This is a genomic window from Nocardioides sp., from assembly GCF_035576065.1.
In the GTDB taxonomy this organism is placed as follows: domain Bacteria; phylum Actinomycetota; class Actinomycetes; order Propionibacteriales; family Nocardioidaceae; genus Nocardioides.
On record NZ_DATLWX010000040.1, the window covers coordinates 88,652 to 110,685 of the forward strand.

The window sequence follows — 22,034 nt, forward strand, 5'->3', positions numbered from 1 at the left end:
CCTAGTCAGGTCGAAGCGAAGGCATACCCAAACTCACCTCGGTGGTGACCCTCTGTTGACGGAGCGTCTCCTCACGCTTCGTACGCAGCATGCTCAGGGTGATCTCGATGCCGTCGATCTCGCCAGCCCAGCCTGACTCGTTGGCTCGATCCAGCCGCTCTAGCAGGTCGCGTTCGATCTCGTCGAGCCTCGGCAGCATCTTGCGGTCGACGTGCAGCATCGGGCACCGGATGCAGGCGTGCTCGTGGTTGCAGGGGGTTCCGTACGGGCGTCCGCACGAGCCAAGCTCCAGTTTGCGTTTGTCGAAGTGCTCCTCGAACTCTTGCCATTCTTCTGGAGTCGTAGGGCGGTATTCCTCCTGCGGTCGCAGCTTCCGTCGTCGGTTCAAGAATGACTGGAAGTGGGATACGACGTCCTCCGCAAAAACTGCGGCGTAGCCGCGCGTCGTCTCGATATTCAGGTGCCCCAATAGAGCCGCTCCGATGTGAATAGGGAGTCCGGCGTTCAAGATCTCCGTTGTGAACAAGCGCCGGAAGTCGTGCGGGGTGAAGTGGGTGCCGCGGAAGGCGGGAACAGTCTGTTCGGCCCGTCGGCAAGCCGCCTTCAGTGCATCCAGGACCGTGCCTGGTGACGTCACTCGGCGGATGCCACCGGTCTGCCGCTGGAAGATGAAGGGCAGCGGGTCTGTCATCACCTTCTCGTGAGTGTCGTAGCGCGGTATCACCGAGATCGGGCCATTCAGAGTCTGACGGCTGATGATGAGCGCGAGCACATGGAACAGCTCGGGAGAGCATGGGATCACTCGCTCACGGTCGGTCTTTGACGGTGCGATCACTAAGAGCGGGATCACCTCACCATTGGGACGGTCGTATGGGATGAGGCTGGTGTGAGTGATCTCTACGAGCTCCTCGACGCGGATGCCGGTGTGCCGAAGAACTTCGACGTAGGCCCACGCCCAGAAGGCCGTCTCCTCGCGCGAAGCGGCGTTCACAACCTCGCCCGTATCCAGATTGTCCACACGAAAGTTCTCGCTACCGGCTGCCGCTGCGACCTGGTCGACCCGACTGTCCGTGCGTCGATACCGAACGCCGGCGACCTCGAAATCTTCGCCACCGCTGGCAGCCTTGGTTGCCCGAAGGAGCTTGGTGGCGTCAGTCAGGTCTCGCTCGACGTAGTCGACGAGGAGCGGGAGGAGTGGCTGCCGCACGCGTGTGCGGCCGTCCATTCGCTGTTTGATCTCTCGCCGGCGCTTGGCGAAGCCGCGCAGGTCCGACTGCGGGACCGGGCAGGGCGCTGCCCACTCCGCCCATCTCTCGGGTTCGGTCAAGGCCCAGCTTTGGATGTCGAGGTACAGCGCCCGTACGGGCAGTAGCACCGACTGCATCGACACGCGTAGTTCGCCGTTGTCCTTGAATCGTGCAACTTCCTTCCACTGGTCGTACAGCTCGGGGGAGACATTCAGATCGGCTTGCCCCGGTGACAGTTGCTCGATGCTGAGCCAGAAGTTCTTGACCAGGAAGCTGGCCAGTCCCTCGCGAGTGTTGTAGTCGGTGTCCAACTGCCTTCGGATCAGGTAGTCGACCAGTAGTTGCCGCACGCCCTCGTTGCCAATGCGACCATGTCGATCTACGAGCTGCTCGGCGGACTTCTGTCCGTTGTACAGGCTGGCTCGCAGCGTCGGTGCGGTGTTCGTTGGGAAGTGGCCCATGGCGTAGCAGACGTCCCACGCGAGCAGACCCGCGAAGTGACCTCGCCCTTGGTTCCCCCTTCCGAGCACCAGTCCACTTCTGCGGCATTCGAGCGAGTAGTGCAACAAGGCTGGTGGCTCGAGGTCGGCGAACCGGATCCCTTGAGTCGTCATGGCGACAGCGACGTCGAAGAGCGCACGGTCCTGGTATCGGCTGGACGCGGTGTTCTTCCTCAGTTCAACCTCGAAGCGAGCCAGATCGGGGTCGCCTTGCGTCGCCACGAAGTAGTCGGCGTAGTGCCCGAACTTGTTAGCTCGGAAGGACACCAAGCTTGGCTGGATCACCCGCAACAGGAACAGCGCCTGCAAGCCAGCTGTGACCTCGTACCCCTTGTACTTCGAGTTCCCTCGGTAGTTGGCCTCCGTGACCACCGCAATGGATCGGGTTCCGCTGTCCAAGCCGCTGGCGATCCATCGCTCCTGCCAAGTGTTGCCGGGATAGCCCAGGAGGAACCTCAGCAGCCAGGCTGCGCCACGCTTCCGCTTGTCGCGCTGACTCTTCAACTGCGAGCCGACGAGTCCGGTTCGTTCAACGATCGCGTCGACCGTCGCTTGACTCAGCTCACCGAAGGGACGTGGAAGGACGCTCGGTGTCGCGGGACGCGCGTCGGCGTTCTCTAAGTCGAACCGGGACTCTGGTGCCTCCCTCAGGGCGTCTGAACGCACGCCACCCGTGGCTGAGCGGCGACTCCGCATCGTGTACGGAGCTTCGTCGACCAGGTCAACCACCGAACACCGCCTGCATGTCGGCTTGGTTGAACCCGCGGCCCAGGACTGGAACTACGCGTGGCTTGTCGTAATGCACGACCAATCGGTCGATGACGTCATCGAGCTCGGTGTGCTGGTAGATGCCGGTCGTGGTGATGTTGGCGTGCCGCATGATTGTCTGGATCTCTTCGGTCCGAAACGCCTCATCCCGCGACAGGCGGGTGCACAGGGTGTGCCGGAAGTCGTGAGCAGTCCAGTTGGTCCCGAGCGAAGCGTTCGCTCGCTGGATGATCGCGCGCATGGCTGGATATTGGAGCGGTCGATTGGGTCCTCGGCGTGTGCGCCAGATGGGTTCCCCGGGAGGAACGGACGGTGCGCCGTCCAGGTACTTGGCTAAGAGCCGCATAGCTTCAGGTGAGGCCGGGACCTCCTCCCGTGCTCTCGTGCCCTTCGATATGACCCAGAAGCGCATGCCGCCCCAGTCGAGGTCGTCCAGTCCTACCTCTAGCAGTTCCTGCGCGCGTGCGCCGCTCGACACGAACATGGTCACCAGTGCTCGGTCGCGATCGCACCGCTGTGCGGCTAGGAACTCGTCGTAGCGATCATCTGACATCGCGCGCGGCTGCTTGGCCGTCTTGCGCTGACGAAGTGGCGCTCGTCGAAACTGGCGCCGGGACTCGATCGGGCTGCGATGCCTAAGGGCGTCGGATCGTTCTCGATTTGCGGGCACTGGGTTGGTGACTGGGCCCCGTCGATTCTCGGCGTGAAAACTGTAGAACCCAGAAAGCGCGGAAAGAATGCCGTCGATGTACGAGCTCGAATAGCCGTGGCTCAGGTGTCTTTTCCGGGTGATCGGATTGACGCCGCCAGCGATTGTCTTCGATTCCACGCTGCGCCGCCGCTGGGGATTCTCAGCGCTCCGCAGATATCCAACAAGGACCTCGACGTCGGTCCGGGTCGCCCGATCCCACTCGACGTCAAGGCGCCACAAGAGGCGGAACCACCATTGGAGCGCATACGCGTACGCCTTCGTAGTCCCGGGTCGGCAGTCAGACAGGGCAAGGTCGCGTAAGTAGCGGGTGACCGCCTCGACCTCGGCTCCGCTGTCGTCGACGAAGACCCACATCGGGTGTCTCCGGCCGGACTCGCGGACCTCACCCAGCTTCGGGATCGGTACCTGGGCTTCGATGAGCTCGCGACGCACTTCGTCCAACACACGACCGACCCTGTACGAACGATCGACTGCCCCGCGTAGGACACGCCGTAGTTAGCGCAGTCAACAGAGCACATGCCGGGCAGACCCGCGTTGAGTGCGAGCAACAGGTCGAGGCACTCCTCAGCACGCACTTCCCCGACGATGATCCTGCTGGGGCGCATACGCAGTGCTTCCTTGACCAGGTCACGCAGCAGGATCTCCCCCGTGCCCTCGAGCCCGGCCTGACGCGTCTGCATCGGCACCCAGTCGGGATGCGTGAACTGGAGCTCGAAGACCTCCTCCGCGGACACCACCCGGTCGCCGCCCGGGATGGACGCGGACAGGCAGTTGAGGAATGTCGTCTTGCCGGCTTGGGTCCCGCCGGCCACCAGGACGTTGAGTCCGGCCCGGATCGACGCGTCCAGGAAGGCCGCTGCCTGGCCGCTCAAGCTGCCGAGCTCCACGAGGTCGTCGAGGCGTCTGGCGCGTACGACGAACTTGCGAATGTTCACCGCGAAGAAGCCGCGGCTGATGCCCTCCAGCACCACGTGCAGGCGATGGCCTTCGGGGAGCATCGCGTCCACGAAGGGCTGCGAGATGTCAATGCGCCGACCGCTGGACTTGAGCATCCGCTCCACCAGCTCGTGCACCTGCGCGGAGGACAACATCAGGTTGGTCAGCTCGTGGCGTCCGCGCCTCGCGATGAAGACCCGGCTGGGATCGTTGATCCAGAGCTCCTCGACCTCGGGGTCGTCGAGGAACGCCTGGAGCGGACCGAAGCCGGAGACCCGAGCGATCAGCTCCCCGACCACTGCGGCGGGATCAACCACCGGGGCGACGGCACCGGTGAGGCTGCGCTCGTCGTGGCGGCCCACCACCTCCTGCGCGATCCGGCGCACGATCGCGCTGTCCCGCTGGGGGTCGACCCCCTCAGTGCGCACCTGTTCGCGCACCCGCGCATCGAGCTCTTCGATGAGGTCGGCATGCGTGTCTGGACGCGTCAGCGTCATCAGTAGTCCCCCGGTCCCGAGATGGTTTCTACAGGCCCGAACGCTAGTGGAAGCGGAGCGCTGTCGACTACTGGCGAAGCAACATCTGTGGAGAACCTTTACCCGGCGGGCCAGGCTTCTCAGCTGGGTGACCGAGTCACGGCGGCCGCACGGCGACGCACACAGCAGGCGACTCAGGGCAGGACGGCAGTTGCCTCGAGCTCGACGAGCACGTCCGGCGTGTAGAGGACCTCGACGCCGATGAGAGAGGTCGGCGGAAAGGGCACCGACAGACCGATCTCCTCCGCGACGGAGTTGACGCCCTCCATGAAGTCCTCGATCTTGTCCGGAGTCCACCGCGTCACGTAGAAGGTCAGACGAACGACGTCGGCGAACGTGGCGCCGGCGGCTGACAGACCGAGGGCCGTGTTGCGCAACGTCTGGGCCACTTGCGCTGCCAGGTCGTCGGGTGCCACCGGGTCGTTGCCCCGCTGACCGATCTGGCCAGCGACATGCACCTGCGTGCTCCCCGTGGCGATGGCGACGTGGTGGTAGGGGGCTCCTTGGAGCATCTGGTCGGGTGAGATGAGCTGGATCGTCATGCTGGGTTGTCCCTTCGGATTGGTATCTGATGTATACCTGGTGCCGGAAGGGCACTTCAACTAGACTAGGTTTCGTGAGTGACACCACCGAGCGGCTCGTCCTGACCCAGGACCACCGAGAGATCCTGGGGCAGGTCTTCGACAAGTGGTCCATGTTGATCCTCGAGGAGCTGTGCGAGGAGCCCCGACGATTCAACGAGCTACGTCGGTTGATGCCGGTCACCCAGAAGTCGCTGACCACCACGCTCCGTCGGCTCGAGCGCAGCGGGATCGTCGAGCGGGTCGTCGTGAGCGATCGTCCCATCGCCGTCGAATACCGCATCACCACACTGGGCAAGACCCTGCGTGAGCCCGTCGAGGCAATCCTGCGATGGAGCGACGACCACCTCGATGCGATCAGAACTGCCCAGGCCGACTACGACGAGACGCTCGACCAGGTGCCGGTCAGTCGATGACCCGGCCGGTCTCGTAGGCCCACATAGCGACCTCGACACGGTTCCGGGCGCCGAGCTTGGCCATCAGGGCGCCGAGGTGGGTCTTCACCGTGCTGAGGCTGATGTGGAGCTCGTCGGCGATCTCGGCGTTGGTGCGGCCGCGGGCGACGGTGAGGAGCACCTGCTCCTCGCGGTCCGTCAGGGCGTCGATGGGCTGGACCGGCGGGTTGGCCCGGCTGCTGCCGGCGAACGACGCCAACAGCCGGCGCGTGATGCTCGGCGAGATCAGCGAGTCGCCGCGGGTGGCGGCGCGGATCGCCTCGCCGAGGAGCTCCGGACCGGCGTCCTTGAGCAGGAAGCCGCTCGCGCCCGCCTGCAGGGCCCCGTGGACGTATTCGTCGAGGTCGAAGGTGGTGATCACCACGACCGCCACCGGGTCCGCGACTCCCGGCCCGGCCAGCAGACGGGTCGCCTCCACCCCGTCCATGACCGGCATCCGGATGTCCATCAGGCAGACGTCGGCGCGCTGCTCGCGGGCCACCCGCACGGCCTCGCGGCCGTCGCCCGCCTCCCCCACGACCTCGATGCCGTCGAGGGTGCCGAGGATGAGCCGCAGCCCGGTGCGCACAAGGTCTTGGTCGTCGGCGACCACGACGCGGATCGTCATCGGGTCACCGCCAGCGGCAGCGTGGCCTCGACCGTCCACCCGCGCTCGGCCCCGGGTCCGACCCGGCACTCCCCGCCGAGGAGCTCCGCCCGCTCGACCATGCCGGTGATGCCGAACCCTCGACCCGCCGCCGGTGGCGTGGTCGGCTCGCCGTCGTCGCACACCGTCACCCGGACCCGCGACCGGTCCCGGTCGACGCGGACGTCGACCGCCGTGGCGTTGGTCGCGTGCCGCAGGGCATTCGTGACCGACTCCTGGACGATCCGGTAGACGGCGGCGTCCACTGCTGCAGGCAGCCCTTCGACGTCGCCGGACAGCGTCACCCGCACCGGCGGCCCGCTCGACGACGCGGCCGCCAGCCGCTCCAGGTCGCTCACACCGTGCTGGGGTGCGTAGTCAGCCGGCGTCGGGTTGCGCAGGACCCGGACCATGGCGCGCATCTCGGCGAGGGCTCGTGACGCCTCCTGCTCGATGACCGCCAGCGCCTCCAGCGGGGCAGCCGGGGCAGTGGCGGCCAGCGCACGACCGGCCTGCGCCTGGATCGCGATCGCCGAGACGTGGTGGGCGACGGTGTCGTGCAGCTCCCGCGCGATCTCCACCCGCTCGTCCGCCTTCGCCTGCTCGAGGCGCCGCTCCCGGGCACCGTTCTGGGAGCGTACGGCGACGCCGAGCGCCATCGCGGTGATGAGGACGGTCATGCCGCCGATGGTGTCGTCCAGCCCGGCCTCCCAGTCCACGACCAACCCGAGCCCGGCCGCGCCCAGGATGACGGGTAGGCCCACCGCCACCTCCCGGCCGGACGCCCACCGAAACAGTGAGTAGGGCAGCAGCAGGAGGTAGACGGCCGACACCATCTCCAGAGTGGAACGGTCCGCGACCAAGAGGCCCAGGTCGACCACGATCGCGGCCCCGAAGGCGATCTGGACCACGCGGAGCGGGTGGGTACGCCGCCAGCGGACCGTCGGCACCAGACCGACTGTCACGAGCCACGCCAACCACGGCAGGCGAAGATCGTCGCGCAGCCCCAGCTCCAGCGTCGCCGAGACCACCACCACCGCGATCAGGACCCAGTCCCGCCTCCGGGCACCGTCGCCCGCTGGCGCTGGGACGCGCGGCTCGTCGAGCAGCGACCGCAGGGAAGACATCACCGGCCCAGCCTAGGGAAGGCCGGACGTCGCCGTACCGACCGAAAGTCTGAGGCTCCCTCGGTCACAAGGACGACGCGGCACGAGCCGCGTGACCGATGCCCCCGCACCCCCGCCCACGGGACGGTGGAGGCACTGGCTGGCCGACGGTGCCGCCCCACTCGAGGAGATCCGCTCATGTCCCGTGCACTGATGAGGCTCGGCCGGTTCGCCGCCCGCCGCCCCTGGGTGGTCATCGCCACCTGGCTGGTCCTGGCCATCGTGGTCCTCGCCTCCGCGGCCGGGTTCGGGCGCGAGCTCGAGGACCCCTTCGAGGCCCCCGGGCTCGACTCGCACGCCGCCAGCGAGCTGCTGGAGCGCTCCGGCGACGCCGACATGGGGCTCGGCGCGGACGTCGTCGTCACCCCCCGCGACGAGGGCGTCAGCTTCATCGACTCCGCCGAGGCCCAGGCTGAGGTCGCCGAGGTCCAGGCTGCCATCGGCGCGCTGCCGAACGTGTTGGGCACCGGCGACCCGGCAGGCGCGCTCCAGCAGGGCCGGCAGGCCGCGATCGACTCGGGGGTCGTGTCCCGTGACGGTGAGGTCGCGTTGGTCCGGGTCCAGTACCCCGAGCGGCAGGACCTCTCGAAGCGCGACCTCGAACGACTCGAGACGGTCCTCGACGACCTGCGGGAGAGCACGTCGCTGCAGATCGAGGCGGGCGGTGACCTCCACTTCGCCTTCGAGGAGCCGCCGCCGGGTCTCGCCGAAGGGCTCGGCCTGCTCGCTGCGGTCGTGATCCTGCTGCTCGCCTTCGGGTCCGTGGTCGCGATGGGTCTGCCGATCGGGACCGCCCTCTTCGGGCTCCTCGTCGGGGCCGGCTCACTCCCGCTCGTCGCTTATGCCGTCGACATCCCCGCCTGGGCCACCACGATCGGCGCCATGGTCGGCCTCGGGGTCGGCATCGACTACTCCCTCTTCGTGCTCACCCGCTTCCGCGAGCACCTCGCCGAGGGCCGCAGCGTCGAGGACGCGGTCGGCCTGTCGCTGGCGACGGCCGGACGCTCGGTGGTCTTCGCGGGCGGGACCGTCGTCGTGGCGATCCTCGGTCTCGCCGTGGCGAAGATCCCGTTCGTCACCGCCGGCGGGATCGGCATCTCCTGGATCGTGCTGATGATGGTGCTGGCCTCGGTCACCCTGCTGCCCGCGCTGCTCGGCCTGGCCGGCACCCGCGTCAACGGCCGCCGGCCGCGCCGGGTCGAGGGTGTCAGCCGCGGCTGGCGCCGGTGGGGCGCCCACGTCGGCCGCCACGCGGTGGCCTACACCGTCGGCGCCACCGTCCTGCTGGTCGCGATGGCCGCCCCGGTCACCGCTCTCCGCCTGGGCTTCCCCGATGAGGGCGCGATGCCCGACGCGCGCACCGAGCGCCGCGCCTACGACCTGGTCACCGAGGGCTTCGGCCCCGGCGCGAACGGCCCGCTCGTCATCGCCGTCGACGTCGCCGGCGACCCGGGCGTCCTCGAGCCGCTTGTCGAGGCCATCGCCGCGGACCCGGGGATCGCCGAGGTCTCTCCCGCTCGGGTCGGAGCGGAGGGCATCGCGGTGCTGGTCGCGGAGCCCACCACGTCCCCGCAGGCCGAGGCGACGCAGGACACCATCGCCCGCTTGCGCGCCGAGGTCCTCCCCGACGTGCTGGAGGGCAGCCCGGCCAAGGCCCATGTCGGCGGTCAGGTCGCGGTCTTCGCCGACCTGGGCGACCGGGTCCAGGAGCGTCTCCCCTGGTTCATCGCCGCAGTGGTGCTGCTGTCGGTGCTGCTGCTCCTGGTGATGTTCCGCTCCGTCGTCGTCCCGCTGAAGGCCGCGCTGATGAACCTGCTCAGCGTGGGTGCGGCGTACGGCGTGATGGTGATGGTCTTCCAGTGGGGCTGGGGCAACGAGCTGATCGGGGTGCAGTCGTCGCTGCCGATCCTGTCGTTCATCCCGCTCTTCATGTTCGCCATCCTCTTCGGGCTCTCGATGGACTACGAGGTCTTCCTGCTCTCGCGGATCCGAGAGGAGTTCGTGCGGACCGGGGACAACGACGAGGCGGTCGTGCGTGGGCTGGCCGGCACGGCCCGCACGATCACGTCGGCGGCGCTGATCATGGTGGCGGTCTTCGGCAGCTTCGTCCTCGGCGAGGATCCGCTGGCGAAGATGATGGGGCTCGGCCTCGCGACCGCGATCGCCGTCGACGCCACCATCGTGCGGCTGGTCCTGGTGCCTGCATCGATGAAGCTGCTCGGTCGGGCCAACTGGTGGCTGCCAGGGTGGCTGGACCGGCTGTTGCCGGGCGAGCCGATCCCCACCTCGCCTGTGACTCCTGAAGCTGTACCCGAGCCGGTCGCCGTGTCCGCCTGACCGGCGGCGCGCCAGAAGCGCCGTTGTCAGACGGTGGAGTCGCTGCGGGTCTCGCCCGAGGTGCGGGGGGACGGGACTCGTGGTGCGAGCGTCGGGGCGTCCTCGACCGGCGCGGGGGTCGCGGGCGTGCTGGCGATCCTCACGTGGTCATGTCGAGCAGCCCGCGCCCCGCTGAGCAGCGCGGCCCCCAGCAGAACACCGAGGGCTGCGGCCAACCAGTAGCGCACCGGCCCATCCAGGATGTCGACGGCGTAGCCGGCGTAGGGCACGTGCGCGACGACGACGTCCTGGCTCGAGGCGTCGAGGGTGACGGTCCACGGGTCCAGGGCGCCCGTGCCGTCGCCCATCGTGCGATAGACGCCGGCCTCGATCCCGGCGATGCGTCGCGTGACCAGGGGACTGTCCTCGGTGGAGGTCGTTGCGTAGGTGATGATGTCGCCCAGCTCGAGGTCGGCGACAGGCACCGACTCGACGACGACTGCCGAACCCTTGTCGATGGTGCCGCTCATGGCGTCATCAGTGACGGTGTGGAAGGCCAGACCGGCGGCCGCAGGGACCACGAAGCTCAGCGCGATCAGCAGCAGCAGGAAGCTCGCGACCTGGACGACCGTGCGGCGATTGCGCGCTGCGCGCCGCCTCGAGCGGGTGGTCAGCTCGAGCGTCAAGACCGACTCCGCTCCTCAGGGGCTCCCGGTTGGGGGCTTCGTCCAAAGGTAAAGGAATCCACCCCACGCAGGGGCTACGCTCCACCAACGCCTCGGTAACGCTTCGGCCATCCCACTCGCGCGGGTCAACGACGCGGCAGCAGGATGTCCAGCTCGTCCTTCGTCGGATCGTCCGAGCACCGGCCGCCCAGGATCTCGATCTGCGTCCGGGCCTTGCGGGAGTCGGTCCAGGCGACTTCACCGGGGCGACTGGGGCCACCTTTCACCAGGATCCGGACGTGCTTCTCCCAGCCGGAGAACCGCAGCGTCACCGGCCCGGTGGCGTGCTCGGAGACATCGAGGAGCACGGTGTCGAGGAGCTGCTCCACCGGGCCGGGCGTGAGGGTGATCTCGGGTCCGACGTCGACGAAGGCCTTGATCTCGCGCGCCTCCGGCAACCGGTCGCGCCACCGTTGCGCGATGTGGTGGCCGAGCGTGACGAGGCTGACCTCCGCCCCGGCGACGACCTGGCGACCCCGGGCGAACTCGAGCAGCTCACCGACGGTGGCGTCGAGCCGCTGCACGTCGAGCAGACAACGCTCGGTCGTACGCCGCACCTCCTCATCGAGGTCATCGCGCAGGTTCAGCTCCTCGAGCTCGAGCCGCATCCCGGTCAATGGCGTGCGCAGGACGTGGGAGGTGTGCTGGAGGAACTCGCGGTCGCGGTGCATCGAGTCCTGCAGCTGCGTGGCACCGGCCTTGAGCGAAGCGGCGAGGGAGGCGACCTCGGGGATACGCGACGTAGGTGGGTCGATGTCGTAACGCCCCCGGCCCAGGGCGGCCGACGACCTGGCCAGCTGCTGGAAGGGCCTCGTCAGGCCCGTGGCCACGGCGAAACCGGTGAGGGCAGCGACGATGAGCATGAGCAGCATCAGCGCGAGCAGCTCTCGTTGCTCCTGTCGGGCCCGGTCGGCCACGACCTCCTCGCCCTGAAGCAGGCCGACCGTCGTCGAGCCCACGGTCTCCCGGACCCGGACGGCGTCCTCGCCGACGTCGGGATCGAAACCGGCGCCGGGGATCGTCACGGTCCCCGCGTCCGGCCGCTCCACGGTGAGCTCCACGCCCTCCGGGACGTAGGCAGCGAGCCTGTCCGAGGTGATCGGCGACCCGCTGTCCTCGAGGTCCTCGATGAGGGTGGCGAGCACCCGTGCCGTCGAGGCGAGCTGGTCGAGCTGGGCGGCCCTGACCAGGTCGTTGATGGCGGCCGACCGCGTGAAGCCGACCACCGAGGCGATGACCAGGGCGAGGCACACGAAGGCGAGTGTGAGCCTCGCCCTCATGTCAGGTGCCGCTCTCGAGCCGGAACCCCACTCCACGAATCGCGACGACCCGGTCGGTGGCGCCGGCCTCCTCGAGCTTGCTGCGCAGACGTCCGATGGTCACGTCGAGCGTCTTGGTCGAACCGAACCAGTTCTCGTCCCACACCTCGCTCATGAGGTGCTCGCGGGAGACCACCTTGTCGCGGGAGGCAGCCAGCAACGCCAGGACGTCGAACTCCTTGACCGTCAGCGCCACCTCGGCGTCGTTGAGCGTGACCCGTCGCGCGTCGGTGTCGATGCGGAGGCCACCCGGCTCGTCGGCCTCCAGGACGTGGGGGCTGCCGGGGGCCTGGCTGCGCCGCAGCAGCGCGCGCACGCGCGCCTGGAGCTCAGCCAGTCCGAAGGGCTTGGAGAGGTAGTCGTCTGCTCCGTAGTCGAGGCCGACCACCCGGTCGAGCTCACCGGCGCGCGCCGTGACGATCAGGATCCCGCCGTCGAAGCCGGCGTCGCGCGCTGCGCGACACACATCGAGACCGTCCATGTCGGGCAGTCCGAGGTCGAGGATCATGATGTCGGCCGACTTCGTCGACAGGTGCGCGAGCGCCGCCTTGCCGGACTCCAGCCACGTGACCTCGTAGCCCTCACGTTCGAGCGTGCGCACCAACGGGAACGCGATGTCTTCTTCGTCCTCGACGACCACAACTGACGGCATGCGACCGAGCATAGGTTGTCGCGGGTGTGATCCTGCGCTCACACTCGGGAGTCGAACAGGTCGCCGTGGTCCTGGATGCGCTCGATGACCTCTTCGAAGCGGAACTGCTCGAGCCCCAGGGGATCCTCCGCCCCCTGCTCGACCTCGTCCCAGGTGATCGGAGTTGCCACCGTCGGGCGTTCGCGGCCGCGCAGCGAGTAGGGCGAGATCGTGGTCTTCGAACCCGAGTTCTGCGACCAGTCCAGGAACACCTTCCCCGACCGCTTCGCCTTCGTCATGGCGGCGGTGATGGCCCCAGGGTCGGCCTTCTGGAGGTCCTCGGCGATCTCCTTGGCCAGCGCGGTGGTGCCGTCGCTGTCGCGCTTGCGGGGCAGTGCGGCATACAGGTGCAGGCCCTTGCTCCCACTGGTCACCGGGCTGCAGGTGAGCCCGTGCTCCGTGAGGGAGTCGCGGACCTTGAGCGCCACTTGGCAGCACTCGTGCAGTCCGGCGGGCTCGCCCGGGTCGAGGTCGATGACCAGGCGGTCGGGGTGGCGGGGCTTGCCCGCCTTGGTGACCTGCCACTGGTGGACGTGCAGCTCGAGCGCCGCCAGGTTGACCAACCAGGTCAAGGTGGCGAGGTCGTCACAGATGGGGAAGCGGATCGTGTCGCCGGCGGGTTCTCCCCCGCCCCGCCACGAGCGACTCCCGGTCGTCGGGACCGTGGCGGTCCGCACCCAGGACGGCGTCCCGGACGGGGCGTTCTTCTCGAAGAAGCTGTTGCCCTCCACGCCATGGGGCCAACGGATCCGAGTGACGGCGCGGTCGCGCAGGTGCGGCAGCAACACCCCCGACACGCTGGCGTAGTAGTTGAGCACCTCGCCCTTGGTGGTGCCGGTGCGTGGATAGAGCACCTTGTCGAGACTGGTGATCCGCAGGGTCCGGCCCTCGACGTCGACGTGCACCTCGTTGCCTGCAGGGTTGGCAGCAGGGCTCACAGCAGGTCCTCCGGTCCGATGTCGGTGCGCACGCCCCGGAACGACGGCTGACGCAGCCGGGTGACCGGGCTGCGGCTGAGGCTGTCGACGTCGACCACCACCCGTGGCTCGACCCAGTGCGTGCCCTTCGCGTCAACAGCCGGCACCAGGTCGGCGAAGGGCGACTCCGCCACCTCCAGTGGCTTGACGAGCCCGGACAGCAGGCGACTTGCAGCGCCGCCGATCCCGCTGCCCACGCGGCCGCGATAGATCAGTCCGTCCGGGGTGGGCTCCCCCACCAGCACCGACGCCAGCCGGTCACTCGTCCCCTCCTGCGGGCGCCAGCCGGCGACCACGAAGGAGTAGCGGTGTCGATGCGCCAGCTTGACCCAGTGCGGGCTCCGGGCCTCGAAGGTGTAGCGGGACGCGAGCCGCTTGCTGACGATCCCCTCGAGTCCCTGCTGCAGGGTCGCGTCGAAGAGCATGAGGCCGTCGTCGTACGCCGCAGGCACCTGCCACGCACCATCGAGCTCGAGCTCCGCCAGCACCTCCCGCCGCTCGCTCAGCGGCCGGCCGGTGAGGTCCTCGCCGTCGAGACGCATCAGGTCGAAGACCATGTAGGTCGCCGGGATCCGTCGGGTGAGGCGCGCGGCACTGGAGGCCGAGCGCACGTGCATGCGTTCCTGCAGGACGCCGAAGTCAGGCAGGCCCGCCTCGTTGAGGCCGATGATCTCGCCGTCGACCAGGACGTCGCGGTCACCGAGCGGGCTCGGGTGGACGTCCGGCCACGCGACGGAGGCGTCGTTGCCGTTGCGGGTGAAGAGCCTGGCCCGGCCGTCGTTGCCCGGGACGACGTCGCCCAGGATCCGCACGCCGTCCCACTTCACCTCGTGCGACCACTCCGGCCCCGTGGGGACATGGGTGCCCTTGGAGGCCAGCATCGGACGCATGGTCGCAGTCTGTCAGGAGGCGACCCGCGCCCCCAGACTCCAACAGGTGGGGATTTGGGTCTACGGTTTGGTCATGCGAGCGATCTGGAAAGGCGCTGTGTCCTTCGGCCTGGTGAGCGTGCCGGTCAAGCTGTACGCCGCCACCGAGTCCCACGACGTGTCCTTCCGCCAGGTGCATGCCAAGGACGGCGGCCGGATCAAGTACCAACGTGTCTGCTCCATCGACGGCGAGGAGGTGCCCTACTCCGACATCGCCAAGGGCTACGAGACCGAGGACGGCGAGATGGTCATCCTCAGCGATGACGACCTCAGCGCCCTGCCCTCGACCTCGTCGCGGGAGATCGCGGTGGAGAAGTTCGTGCCGAGCGAGCAGATCGACCCGATGATGTTCGAGAAGTCCTACTACCTGGAGCCGGAGAAGTCCGGCGCCAAGCCCTACGCCCTGCTCCGCCAGGCACTCAAGGACGCGGACCGGATGGCCGTGGTGACGGTCGCGCTGCGGCAGCGGACGTCGGTGGCCGTCCTGCGGGTCCGGGAGACGGACAGTGGCGACGTGATCGTGCTCCAGACCATGATGTGGCCCGACGAGGTCCGCAAGCCCGACTTCAAGATCGAGGCCGGCGACGTCAAGGACTCCGAGGTCAAGATGGCGCACATGCTCGTCGAGACGCTCGCCGGCGACTTCGACGCCTCCGAGTTCGAGGACGACTACGCCGGAGCCGTCGAGGCGCTGGTCAAGACCAAGATCGAGGGCGGCGAGGTGAAGAAGACCGCGACCTCCACCAAGTCCTCCGGAGAGGTCGTCGACCTGCTGGCGGCCCTGCAGAAGTCCGTGGCGGCCGCCAAGTCGGCCCGCGGCGAGGCGGCCTCGACCGCTGACGCCGACGAGACCGAGGACGAGGGCGAGAAGCCCGCCAAGAAGTCCGCGGCCAAGAAGACGCCGGCGAAGAAGACGGCCAAGAAGACGCCGGCGAAGAAGGCAGCCGCCAAGAAGGCGAGCTAGCCCCCGGCCCCTGCCCGCTCGCGGGCAACAACCTCGCCCTTGGCCGCGGCGGAGTCGGGCACCCGACGCGACATCTCGGCGAAGACGAAGTCGGCGAGCCGCGGACTCACCAGGTTGAACACCTCGCTGAAGGAGCCGATGAACCCGTTGACGGTGATCGGCCGGTCCTCCAGGGCGCGGACGATCCGCTCGGCACAGTGCTCGGGGCTCTCCGCCCGACGGCCGGCGTAGGCGTCCGTGGGCCCGATCATGTCGGTGGCCACCAGCGCGACCCGCACGTTGGTGCAGGTGACGTTGTCGAAGAAGGCCTCCCGCCCCATGATCCGGCCGAAGACGTCGAGCGCGCTCTTGGCGGCGATGTAGGCGGCGAACTTCGGCGCCTTGATCTGGTTGCCCCAGGTGACGATGTTGACGACGTGGCCGAACTTCTGCTCGCGCATGGCGGGCAGCAGTCCCATCGTCAGCCGGACCGGTCCGAAGAAGTTGACCGCCATCATCCGCTCGAAGTCATGGAAGCGGTCATAGCTCAGGTCGAGGGACCGTCGGATGGACCGGCCGGCGTTGTTGACGAGGTAGTCCACGGCGCTGTGCTCCGAGAGCAGCCTCTCGACGAGGGCGTCGACCGCCTCGCCGTCGGTCAGGTCGAGCGGGTACGTCGAGGCGCGACCCCCGCGGGCGACGATCTCGCTCGAGACACGCGCCAGCTCATCGCCTCGGCGCGCGACCAGCAGCACGTGCGCGCCGCGCTGCGCTGCGGCACGCGCGGTGGCCTCGCCGATCCCCGACGAGGCGCCGGTGATCAGGACCGTGGCTCCCAGCAGCGGGCTCGGTGTGCCGGGACGCAGTGTCCGACGGAGTCGGGACAGCGCGGCTGCGGGGGTCTGGAAGAGCGGGTTCACCGGCCAAGTCTAGGAGAGCAGGCTGCGCACCACGCGCAGTCCCACCGAGAGCCGCGCCAGGTCGGCGGCGTCGTCGCGGCAGATCTCCACGAGCGTGGCCGAGGCCCGGGAGACGAGCTGGGCGTCGGCGTCCTCCCACGTGGCCACCCGAGCCGGGGCCGACTCGTCCTGCGGCGTCGTCGACAACACCGCGGCCGTCAGCTGCTGGTGCACGGCATAGAGGTCGTCGCGCACCGCGGCACGGGCCATGGTCGACCAGCGGTCGTCCCGCGGCAGCGCGAAGATCCGCTCCACCAGTGCGGGCAGCCCCAGGCGCTCGCCCAGGGCGAAATGCACGCGGGCGACCTCGACCGGGTCGAGATCGAGGCTGTCGGCGGTCTCGACGATGCCCAGCAAGGTGTAAGCCGGGGAGAGCACCGCCACCCGGGACGCGAGGTCCTCGGGGACGCCCGCATTGGTGAGCCGGTCGCGGCGCGCCACGAAGTCCTCGAGCTCCTGGCCGCTGATCAGGGTCGGGAGGACCGCCAGCACGGACTGGACACGTTCCTGGAAGAACGCCACCGTCGCAACGGAGTCGAGCGGGGGCCGCCGATTGTTGACGAGCCAGCGCGAGGCCCGCTCCACCAGCGTGCGCATCTCGATCCGCATCCTCGTCTGCCGCTCGGCAGGCACCGCGTTGTCGTGCGAGGCGATCTCGTCGCGCAACGCCAAGGACCCGAAGATCTCGCGCGCCACGAAGTTGGCCCGGGTCAGGTCAGCGACGGTGGCGCCCGTCTCCCCTGCCAGCCGCGGGATGAAGGTCATGCCGGCGCCGTTGACCAGGTCGTTGACCACCTGGGTGACGATGATCTCGCGCCGCAGCGGGTGGTCCTCCATCGACGGCACGTGGTCGGCGCGCATCCGCGAGGGGAAGTAGCTGAGCAGGTCTTCTCGCAGGTAGGGATCGTCGGGCAGGTCGGACGACAGCAGCTCATCGGCCAGCACGATCTTGGTCCACGACAGCAGCACGCACAGCTCAGGCATCGACAGGCCCTCGCCGCGGTCGAGGCGTCGGCGTACTTGCCTCGACGTCGGCAGTGCCTCGAGCTCGCGGTTGAGCACCCCTCGGCGCTGGAGGTCCTTCATCCAGTCCTCGTGCACGTGCAGGAGGGCCGGCGCGTGGGCCGCGGCGTTGGCGAGCGCGAGGTTCTGCTCGTAGTTGTCGCGCAGCACCAGGTCGGCGACCTCGTCGGTCATCTCGGCCAGGAGCGTGTTGCGCTGCTCCTCGGTCATCTCGCCGCGGGTCACCACCTTGTCGAGCAGCACCTTGATGTTGACCTCGTGGTCCGAGGTGTCCACACCGGCGGAGTTGTCGATGAAGTCGGTGTTGATGCGTCCACCCGTGCCGCCGCAGCCGCTGCGGGCGTATTCGACCCGGCCGAGCTGGGTCAGGCCGAGGTTGCCTCCCTCGCCCACACACTGGGCACGCAGGTCCTCGCCGTTGACCCGGATGGCGTCGTTGGCCTTGTCGCCGGCGTCCGCATGCGCTTCCTCGGACGACTTGACGTAGGTGCCGATGCCGCCGTTCCAGAGCAGGTCCACCGGCGCCAGGAGGATGGCGCGCATCAGCTCGGCAGGCGTGAGCTGGGTGACGTCATCGTCCAGGCCGAGCGCGCGGCGTACTTCGGGGCTGACGGGGATGGACTTGAGCGAGCGCGACCAGACGCCACCGCCCCTGGAGATCAGGCTCTTGTCGTAGTCCTGCCAGGAGGAGCCGGGCAGCTCGAAGAGCCGGCGGCGCTCGGCGAAGGAGGTCGCGGCGTCGGGCTCGGGGTCGATGAAGATGTCGCGGTGGTCGAAGGCCGCCACCAGACGGGTGTGCTCCGAGCAGAGCATGCCGTTGCCGAAGACGTCGCCGGACATGTCGCCCACGCCGACGGCGGTGAAGTCCTCGACCTGGCAGTCGATCCCGCGCTCGCGGAAGTGGCGCTGCACCGAGACCCAGGCCCCCCGGGCGGTGATGCCCATCGCCTTGTGGTCGTAGCCCACGGAGCCGCCCGAGGCGAACGCGTCGCCGAGCCAGAAGCCGTAGTCCTTGGCGATGCCGTTGGCGATGTCGGAGAAGGTCGCGGTGCCCTTGTCGGCCGCCACCACGAGGTAGGTGTCGTCGCCGTCGTGGCGGACCACGCGCGACGGCGGAACGGTCTTGTCACCGTCGAGGTTGTCGGTGATGTCGAGGAGCCCTGAGATGAACGTCGTGTAGCAGGCGATGCCCTCGGCCAGCCACTCATCGCGGTTGGACGGGTCGGGGAGCTGCTTGCAGAAGAACCCACCCTTGGCGCCCACCGGCACGATCACGGTGTTCTTGACCATCTGCGCCTTGACCAGACCGAGGACCTCGGTCCGGAAGTCGTCTCGGCGATCCGACCAGCGCAGACCACCGCGGGCGACCGAGCCGAACCTCAGGTGCACGCCCTCGACGCGTGGCGAGTAGACGAAGATCTCGAACTTCGGGCGCGGCTCGGGCAGGTCGGGGATGGCCGACGGCTCGAGCTTGAAGGACATGTAGGGGTGCAGCGACCCGTCGATCGTCTGGAAGTAGTTGGTGCGCAGGGTGCTGCGGATGTGGGTGCGGTAGGACCGCAGGATGCGGTCGTGGTCGAGGCTGACCACGTCGTCGAGGGCCTTGACGAGCTTGTCCTCCACCACCTCGATCCGGGCGGTGCGCGCCTCGGCGTCGGCCGGGAGGTCTCCCTTGCCGGGGTCGAAGCGCGCCTCGAAGAGGTCCACCAGCAGCCTGGTGATGTCGACGTTGCTGCGCAGCGCGCCCTCGATGTAGTCGAGGGCGAACGGCGAGTTCCCCTGCTTCATGTACTTCGCGTAGGCGCGCAGGACCGTCGCCTGCCGCCACGTCAGGCCCGCTCCGAGCACCAGGGCGTTGAAGCCGTCGATCTCGTTGTAGCCGTCCCACACGGCGCGCAGGGCGTCGACGAAGAGGGTGCGAGCCGCCTCGGGCAGGGGTCGGCCGTAGCGCAGGCCGAACTCGTAGATGTAGGACTCGCGGTCCATGCCGGTGAGCTCGTACGGCCGCTCGTCGACGACCTCCACGCCCATCGACGACAACATCGGCAGCACGCCACTCAGGGACAGGGGTGACCCGACCCGGAACACCTTCAGCCGGCCCTCTCCCCGACCGGCGTGACGCTGCTCGAAGAGGTCGAGGTCCATGCCCTCGTCCCCCTCGATCGCCATCAACCGACCGAGGTCGGCCGCGCCCGTGTGGGGCTTGAAGTCCTCCTTGTACGCCTCGGGGAAAGCGGCAGACCACGTGCGGGCGAGGCGCGAGCCGCGCTCCTCGCCGTACTCCGCCGTGACGGCTGCAACGAAGTCGTCGCGCCACGAGCGGGCCGCCTCCACCATGCGGCGCTCGAGGTCGACGACGTCGAACTCCGGGATCGTCTCGCCCTTCACGGGATGGACCACAAAGTGCACCCGCGCCGTCATCGCCTCGTTGACCCGCGCGGTGAACTCGACGTGCTTGCCGTTCAGCTGCTCCTTGAGGATCTGCGCGAACCGCTCTCGGACCGTGGTGTTGTAGCGGTCGCGGGGAAGGTAGACCAGCACCGAGACGTAGCGGCCGTAGGTGTCGCGGCGGGCGAAGAGCCGGGGCTGGCGACGCTCGCGCGCGAACATCACCGCCTCGACGGTGGGGGCCAGCTCCTCGGCCGAGGTGTGGAAGAGCTCGTCGCGCGGGTAGTTCTCCAGCGTGTCCATCAGGGCCTTGCCGGCATGGCTGCGGGGGTCGAAGCCCACCCGGCGCATGATGTCGTTCGTCTTCTCACGCAACAGCGGGATCCGGTTGACCGACTCGGTGTAGGCGGCGCTGGAGTAGAGACCCAGGAACCGGCGCTCGCCGACGACCTCGCCGTTCTCGTCGAACGTCTTGACGCCCACGTAGTCGAGGTAGGCAGGACGGTGGACGGTGGCGCGGGAGTTGGCCTTGGCGAGCACCAGGAGCGTCTTCTCCCGAGCCTTGTCCTGGACCAGGGGCGGGAGCTTGGCGAACGACGTCGACATGTCCTGGTCGGCGCGCAGGATGCCGAGGCCGGAGCCGGGTACGGCGCGCAGTGCCCATTCCTCCGTGTCTCCGCCGACGGCCTCGAGACGGTATTCGCGGTAGCCGAGGAACGTGAAGTGGTCGTCGGCCAGCCACCGGATGAAGTCGCAGCTCTGCTTGACCTCGCTGTCGCTGATGGGCGGCGGGTTGTGCTCGATCTCCCCGACGACCGACAGCGCCCGCTCGGACATCTTCTTCCAGTCCTCGACGGACTCGCGGACGTCACGGAGCACGCTCTGCAGGCCGTCGACGATCTGGACCAGCTCGTCCTCGTCGACGACGCGGTCGATCTCCACGTGCATCCACGACTCGTGGATCGCCCCGCGGGTGGACTCCCCGACGACACCGTCATCGAGGGTGTTGACCTCCTGCAGCTGGCCGGTGATGTCGCGGGCGAGCTGGAAGCGCGGGTGGATGACGACGTGCACGTTGTGCTCGAGGCGGGTCAGCTCCATCGTCACGGAGTCGACCAGGAAGGGCATGTCATCGGTGACGACCTCTACCACCGAGCGGCCCAGGGCCGACCAGCCGTCGTCGCTCGGGATGGGGGTCACCACCCGAACCGTCGAGGTGCCCTGGGGACGGGAGGCGGCGCTCGCGTAGTGGGAGGCGAGTGCGCCGTACACGTCCTCGGGGCTGCGCCCGTGGAGGTCCTCGGGAGGGGTGTGTCGCAGGTAGGCCTCGAGCAGCTCCCGGACCCGCTTCGGCGGCGGTCCGTCGGAGTCTCCGGCGGAGCGTGCCACCTCGGCAGCACGCTCGAGCAGGTCGGCCTTGTCGTTCGCGAGCTTCACCACGAAGCCGACACTATGGGCCCCGGAGTGACGCGGACAACACGGGGGAGGTACCCGGGAGTAGTGAACGGCCCGGGGGTCGCCATGTCCACGCTCGGCGACGCTCGGCCATGATGTCTGGACCTGATCAACCGGACCTGCTGCAAGGAGATCGCCCATGGCAACCCAGCTGCACAAGGAGCTCACCTACGACGCGAGCGTCGAGGAGGTCAGGGCGATGCTCAACGATGCCGCGTTCCGCGAGAACGTCCTTGAGGCCCTCCGCGTGATCCGGGGATCGGTCACGGTCGACGGCTCCCGGATCACCATCGAGCAGGTCTGGTCGTCCGACTCCCTGCCGTCGTTCGCGAGGAAGTTCGTCGGCGACGAGATCGTGATCGTGCAGGAGGAGACCTGGGCCACCGACCGTGCGGACATCACGGTGACCATCCCCGGCAAGCCGGGCGACATGTCCGGGACAGCGGCCCTCGAGTCGGGCTCCGACGGCAGCACCGTCGAGAAGGTCGACATGACGATCAGGGTCGCGATCCCCCTCGTCGGCGGCAAGATCGAGAAGCTCATCGCCGAGATGCTGACCAACGCGCTCGACAAGGAGCACACGACCGGCGTCGCCTGGCTGGCGCGCGCCTGACTGAGCGACAACCGCGACGGCTCCCCCGCAGTCGGACTCCATGACGAAGTCCTGCACTTCCTTACCGTTGCAAAGGCCAGGAAGTGCAGGAGTCCCCGGTTAAGCGGGGACTCCTACGCGTGGCGACGGCCGGGCTGGGTCAGCCCCGCCGCCGCAGCCAGACCACGACG

Annotated in this window: 17 protein-coding genes; 4 read left to right on the forward strand and 13 right to left on the reverse strand. The window is 68.5% G+C overall.

Annotated features, from left to right (window positions below):
* Nucleotide 1: 1 nt before the first annotated feature.
* The 4 genes from VNJ48_RS17500 to VNJ48_RS17515 all read right to left on the reverse strand — a co-directional run bounded on the left by VNJ48_RS17500 (nucleotide 2) and on the right by VNJ48_RS17515 (nucleotide 5,241).
* Nucleotides 2–2,476: a tyrosine-type recombinase/integrase gene (locus VNJ48_RS17500; protein ID WP_325604434.1), complete on the reverse strand. Its 2,475-nt coding sequence runs from the start codon at nucleotides 2,474–2,476 to the stop codon at nucleotides 2–4.
* Nucleotides 2,469–3,068 carry a site-specific integrase gene (locus tag VNJ48_RS17505; protein ID WP_325604477.1) on the reverse strand — a complete coding sequence of 200 codons (600 nt, stop codon included), beginning with the start codon at nucleotides 3,066–3,068 and terminating at the stop codon, nucleotides 2,469–2,471. Before VNJ48_RS17505 ends, VNJ48_RS17500 begins: the two co-directional genes overlap by 8 nt.
* Nucleotides 3,069–3,286: 218 nt before the next feature.
* The gene (locus tag VNJ48_RS17510; RefSeq protein ID WP_325604436.1) at nucleotides 3,287–4,660 is read right to left on the reverse strand and encodes a CpaF family protein; all 1,374 of its coding nucleotides are present in this window, start codon (nucleotides 4,658–4,660) and stop codon (nucleotides 3,287–3,289) included.
* A gap of 173 nt (nucleotides 4,661–4,833) precedes the next feature.
* Nucleotides 4,834–5,241: a RidA family protein gene (locus tag VNJ48_RS17515; RefSeq protein ID WP_325604437.1), complete on the reverse strand. Its 408-nt coding sequence runs from the start codon at nucleotides 5,239–5,241 to the stop codon at nucleotides 4,834–4,836.
* Between the two features lie 74 nt (nucleotides 5,242–5,315).
* Between VNJ48_RS17515 and VNJ48_RS17520 the strand changes: the two genes are divergently transcribed.
* Nucleotides 5,316–5,696: a helix-turn-helix domain-containing protein gene (locus tag VNJ48_RS17520; protein WP_325604439.1), complete on the forward strand. Its 381-nt coding sequence runs from the start codon at nucleotides 5,316–5,318 to the stop codon at nucleotides 5,694–5,696.
* Here the strand turns inward: VNJ48_RS17520 and VNJ48_RS17525 are convergent.
* Both VNJ48_RS17525 and VNJ48_RS17530 read right to left on the reverse strand, forming a co-directional pair.
* Nucleotides 5,686–6,342 (reverse strand): response regulator transcription factor, encoded by a 657-nt coding sequence (locus tag VNJ48_RS17525; protein ID WP_325604441.1) that lies wholly within the window; start codon nucleotides 6,340–6,342, stop codon nucleotides 5,686–5,688. The two genes, VNJ48_RS17520 and VNJ48_RS17525, sit on opposite strands and share 11 nt — an antisense overlap.
* Nucleotides 6,339–7,487, reverse strand: coding sequence for a sensor histidine kinase (locus tag VNJ48_RS17530; RefSeq protein ID WP_325604479.1), 1,149 nt, complete (start codon nucleotides 7,485–7,487; stop codon nucleotides 6,339–6,341). The genes VNJ48_RS17525 and VNJ48_RS17530 overlap by 4 nt, the downstream gene beginning before the upstream one ends.
* A 177-nt stretch (nucleotides 7,488–7,664) precedes the next feature.
* Between VNJ48_RS17530 and VNJ48_RS17535 the strand changes: the two genes are divergently transcribed.
* The gene (locus VNJ48_RS17535; protein WP_325604442.1) at nucleotides 7,665–9,863 is read left to right on the forward strand and encodes an MMPL family transporter; all 2,199 of its coding nucleotides are present in this window, start codon (nucleotides 7,665–7,667) and stop codon (nucleotides 9,861–9,863) included.
* Between the two features lie 26 nt (nucleotides 9,864–9,889).
* On the opposite strand, the gene VNJ48_RS17540 is transcribed toward VNJ48_RS17535, so the two are convergent.
* The 5 genes from VNJ48_RS17540 to VNJ48_RS17560 all read right to left on the reverse strand — a co-directional run bounded on the left by VNJ48_RS17540 (nucleotide 9,890) and on the right by VNJ48_RS17560 (nucleotide 14,444).
* The gene (locus VNJ48_RS17540; protein ID WP_325604444.1) at nucleotides 9,890–10,528 is read right to left on the reverse strand and encodes a hypothetical protein; all 639 of its coding nucleotides are present in this window, start codon (nucleotides 10,526–10,528) and stop codon (nucleotides 9,890–9,892) included.
* A 125-nt stretch (nucleotides 10,529–10,653) separates the two neighbouring features.
* The gene (locus tag VNJ48_RS17545; RefSeq protein WP_325604446.1) at nucleotides 10,654–11,847 is read right to left on the reverse strand and encodes a histidine kinase dimerization/phospho-acceptor domain-containing protein; all 1,194 of its coding nucleotides are present in this window, start codon (nucleotides 11,845–11,847) and stop codon (nucleotides 10,654–10,656) included.
* 1 nt (nucleotide 11,848) lies between these two features.
* The gene (locus tag VNJ48_RS17550; protein WP_325604448.1) at nucleotides 11,849–12,538 is read right to left on the reverse strand and encodes a response regulator transcription factor; all 690 of its coding nucleotides are present in this window, start codon (nucleotides 12,536–12,538) and stop codon (nucleotides 11,849–11,851) included.
* Nucleotides 12,539–12,576: 38 nt separating this feature from the next.
* Complete coding sequence (ligD, locus tag VNJ48_RS17555; protein ID WP_325604450.1) at nucleotides 12,577–13,515, reverse strand: non-homologous end-joining DNA ligase; 939 nt, start codon at nucleotides 13,513–13,515, stop codon at nucleotides 12,577–12,579.
* Nucleotides 13,512–14,444, reverse strand: coding sequence for a DNA ligase (locus VNJ48_RS17560; protein WP_325604452.1), 933 nt, complete (start codon nucleotides 14,442–14,444; stop codon nucleotides 13,512–13,514). Before VNJ48_RS17560 ends, ligD begins: the two co-directional genes overlap by 4 nt.
* A gap of 73 nt (nucleotides 14,445–14,517) precedes the next feature.
* Between VNJ48_RS17560 and VNJ48_RS17565 the strand changes: the two genes are divergently transcribed.
* Nucleotides 14,518–15,447: a Ku protein gene (locus VNJ48_RS17565; RefSeq protein WP_325604454.1), complete on the forward strand. Its 930-nt coding sequence runs from the start codon at nucleotides 14,518–14,520 to the stop codon at nucleotides 15,445–15,447.
* Here the strand turns inward: VNJ48_RS17565 and VNJ48_RS17570 are convergent.
* Nucleotides 15,444–16,346 (reverse strand): SDR family NAD(P)-dependent oxidoreductase, encoded by a 903-nt coding sequence (locus VNJ48_RS17570; protein WP_325604456.1) that lies wholly within the window; start codon nucleotides 16,344–16,346, stop codon nucleotides 15,444–15,446. The genes VNJ48_RS17565 and VNJ48_RS17570 overlap by 4 nt on opposite strands.
* A 9-nt stretch (nucleotides 16,347–16,355) precedes the next feature.
* Complete coding sequence (locus VNJ48_RS17575; protein WP_325604458.1) at nucleotides 16,356–21,236, reverse strand: NAD-glutamate dehydrogenase; 4,881 nt, start codon at nucleotides 21,234–21,236, stop codon at nucleotides 16,356–16,358.
* Between the two features lie 154 nt (nucleotides 21,237–21,390).
* Here VNJ48_RS17575 and VNJ48_RS17580 point away from each other — a divergent pair, with 154 nt between their 5' ends.
* Nucleotides 21,391–21,864, forward strand: a complete 474-nt coding sequence (locus tag VNJ48_RS17580; RefSeq protein ID WP_325604460.1) for a DUF2505 domain-containing protein — start codon at nucleotides 21,391–21,393, stop codon at nucleotides 21,862–21,864.
* Nucleotides 21,865–22,034 lie beyond the last annotated feature (170 nt).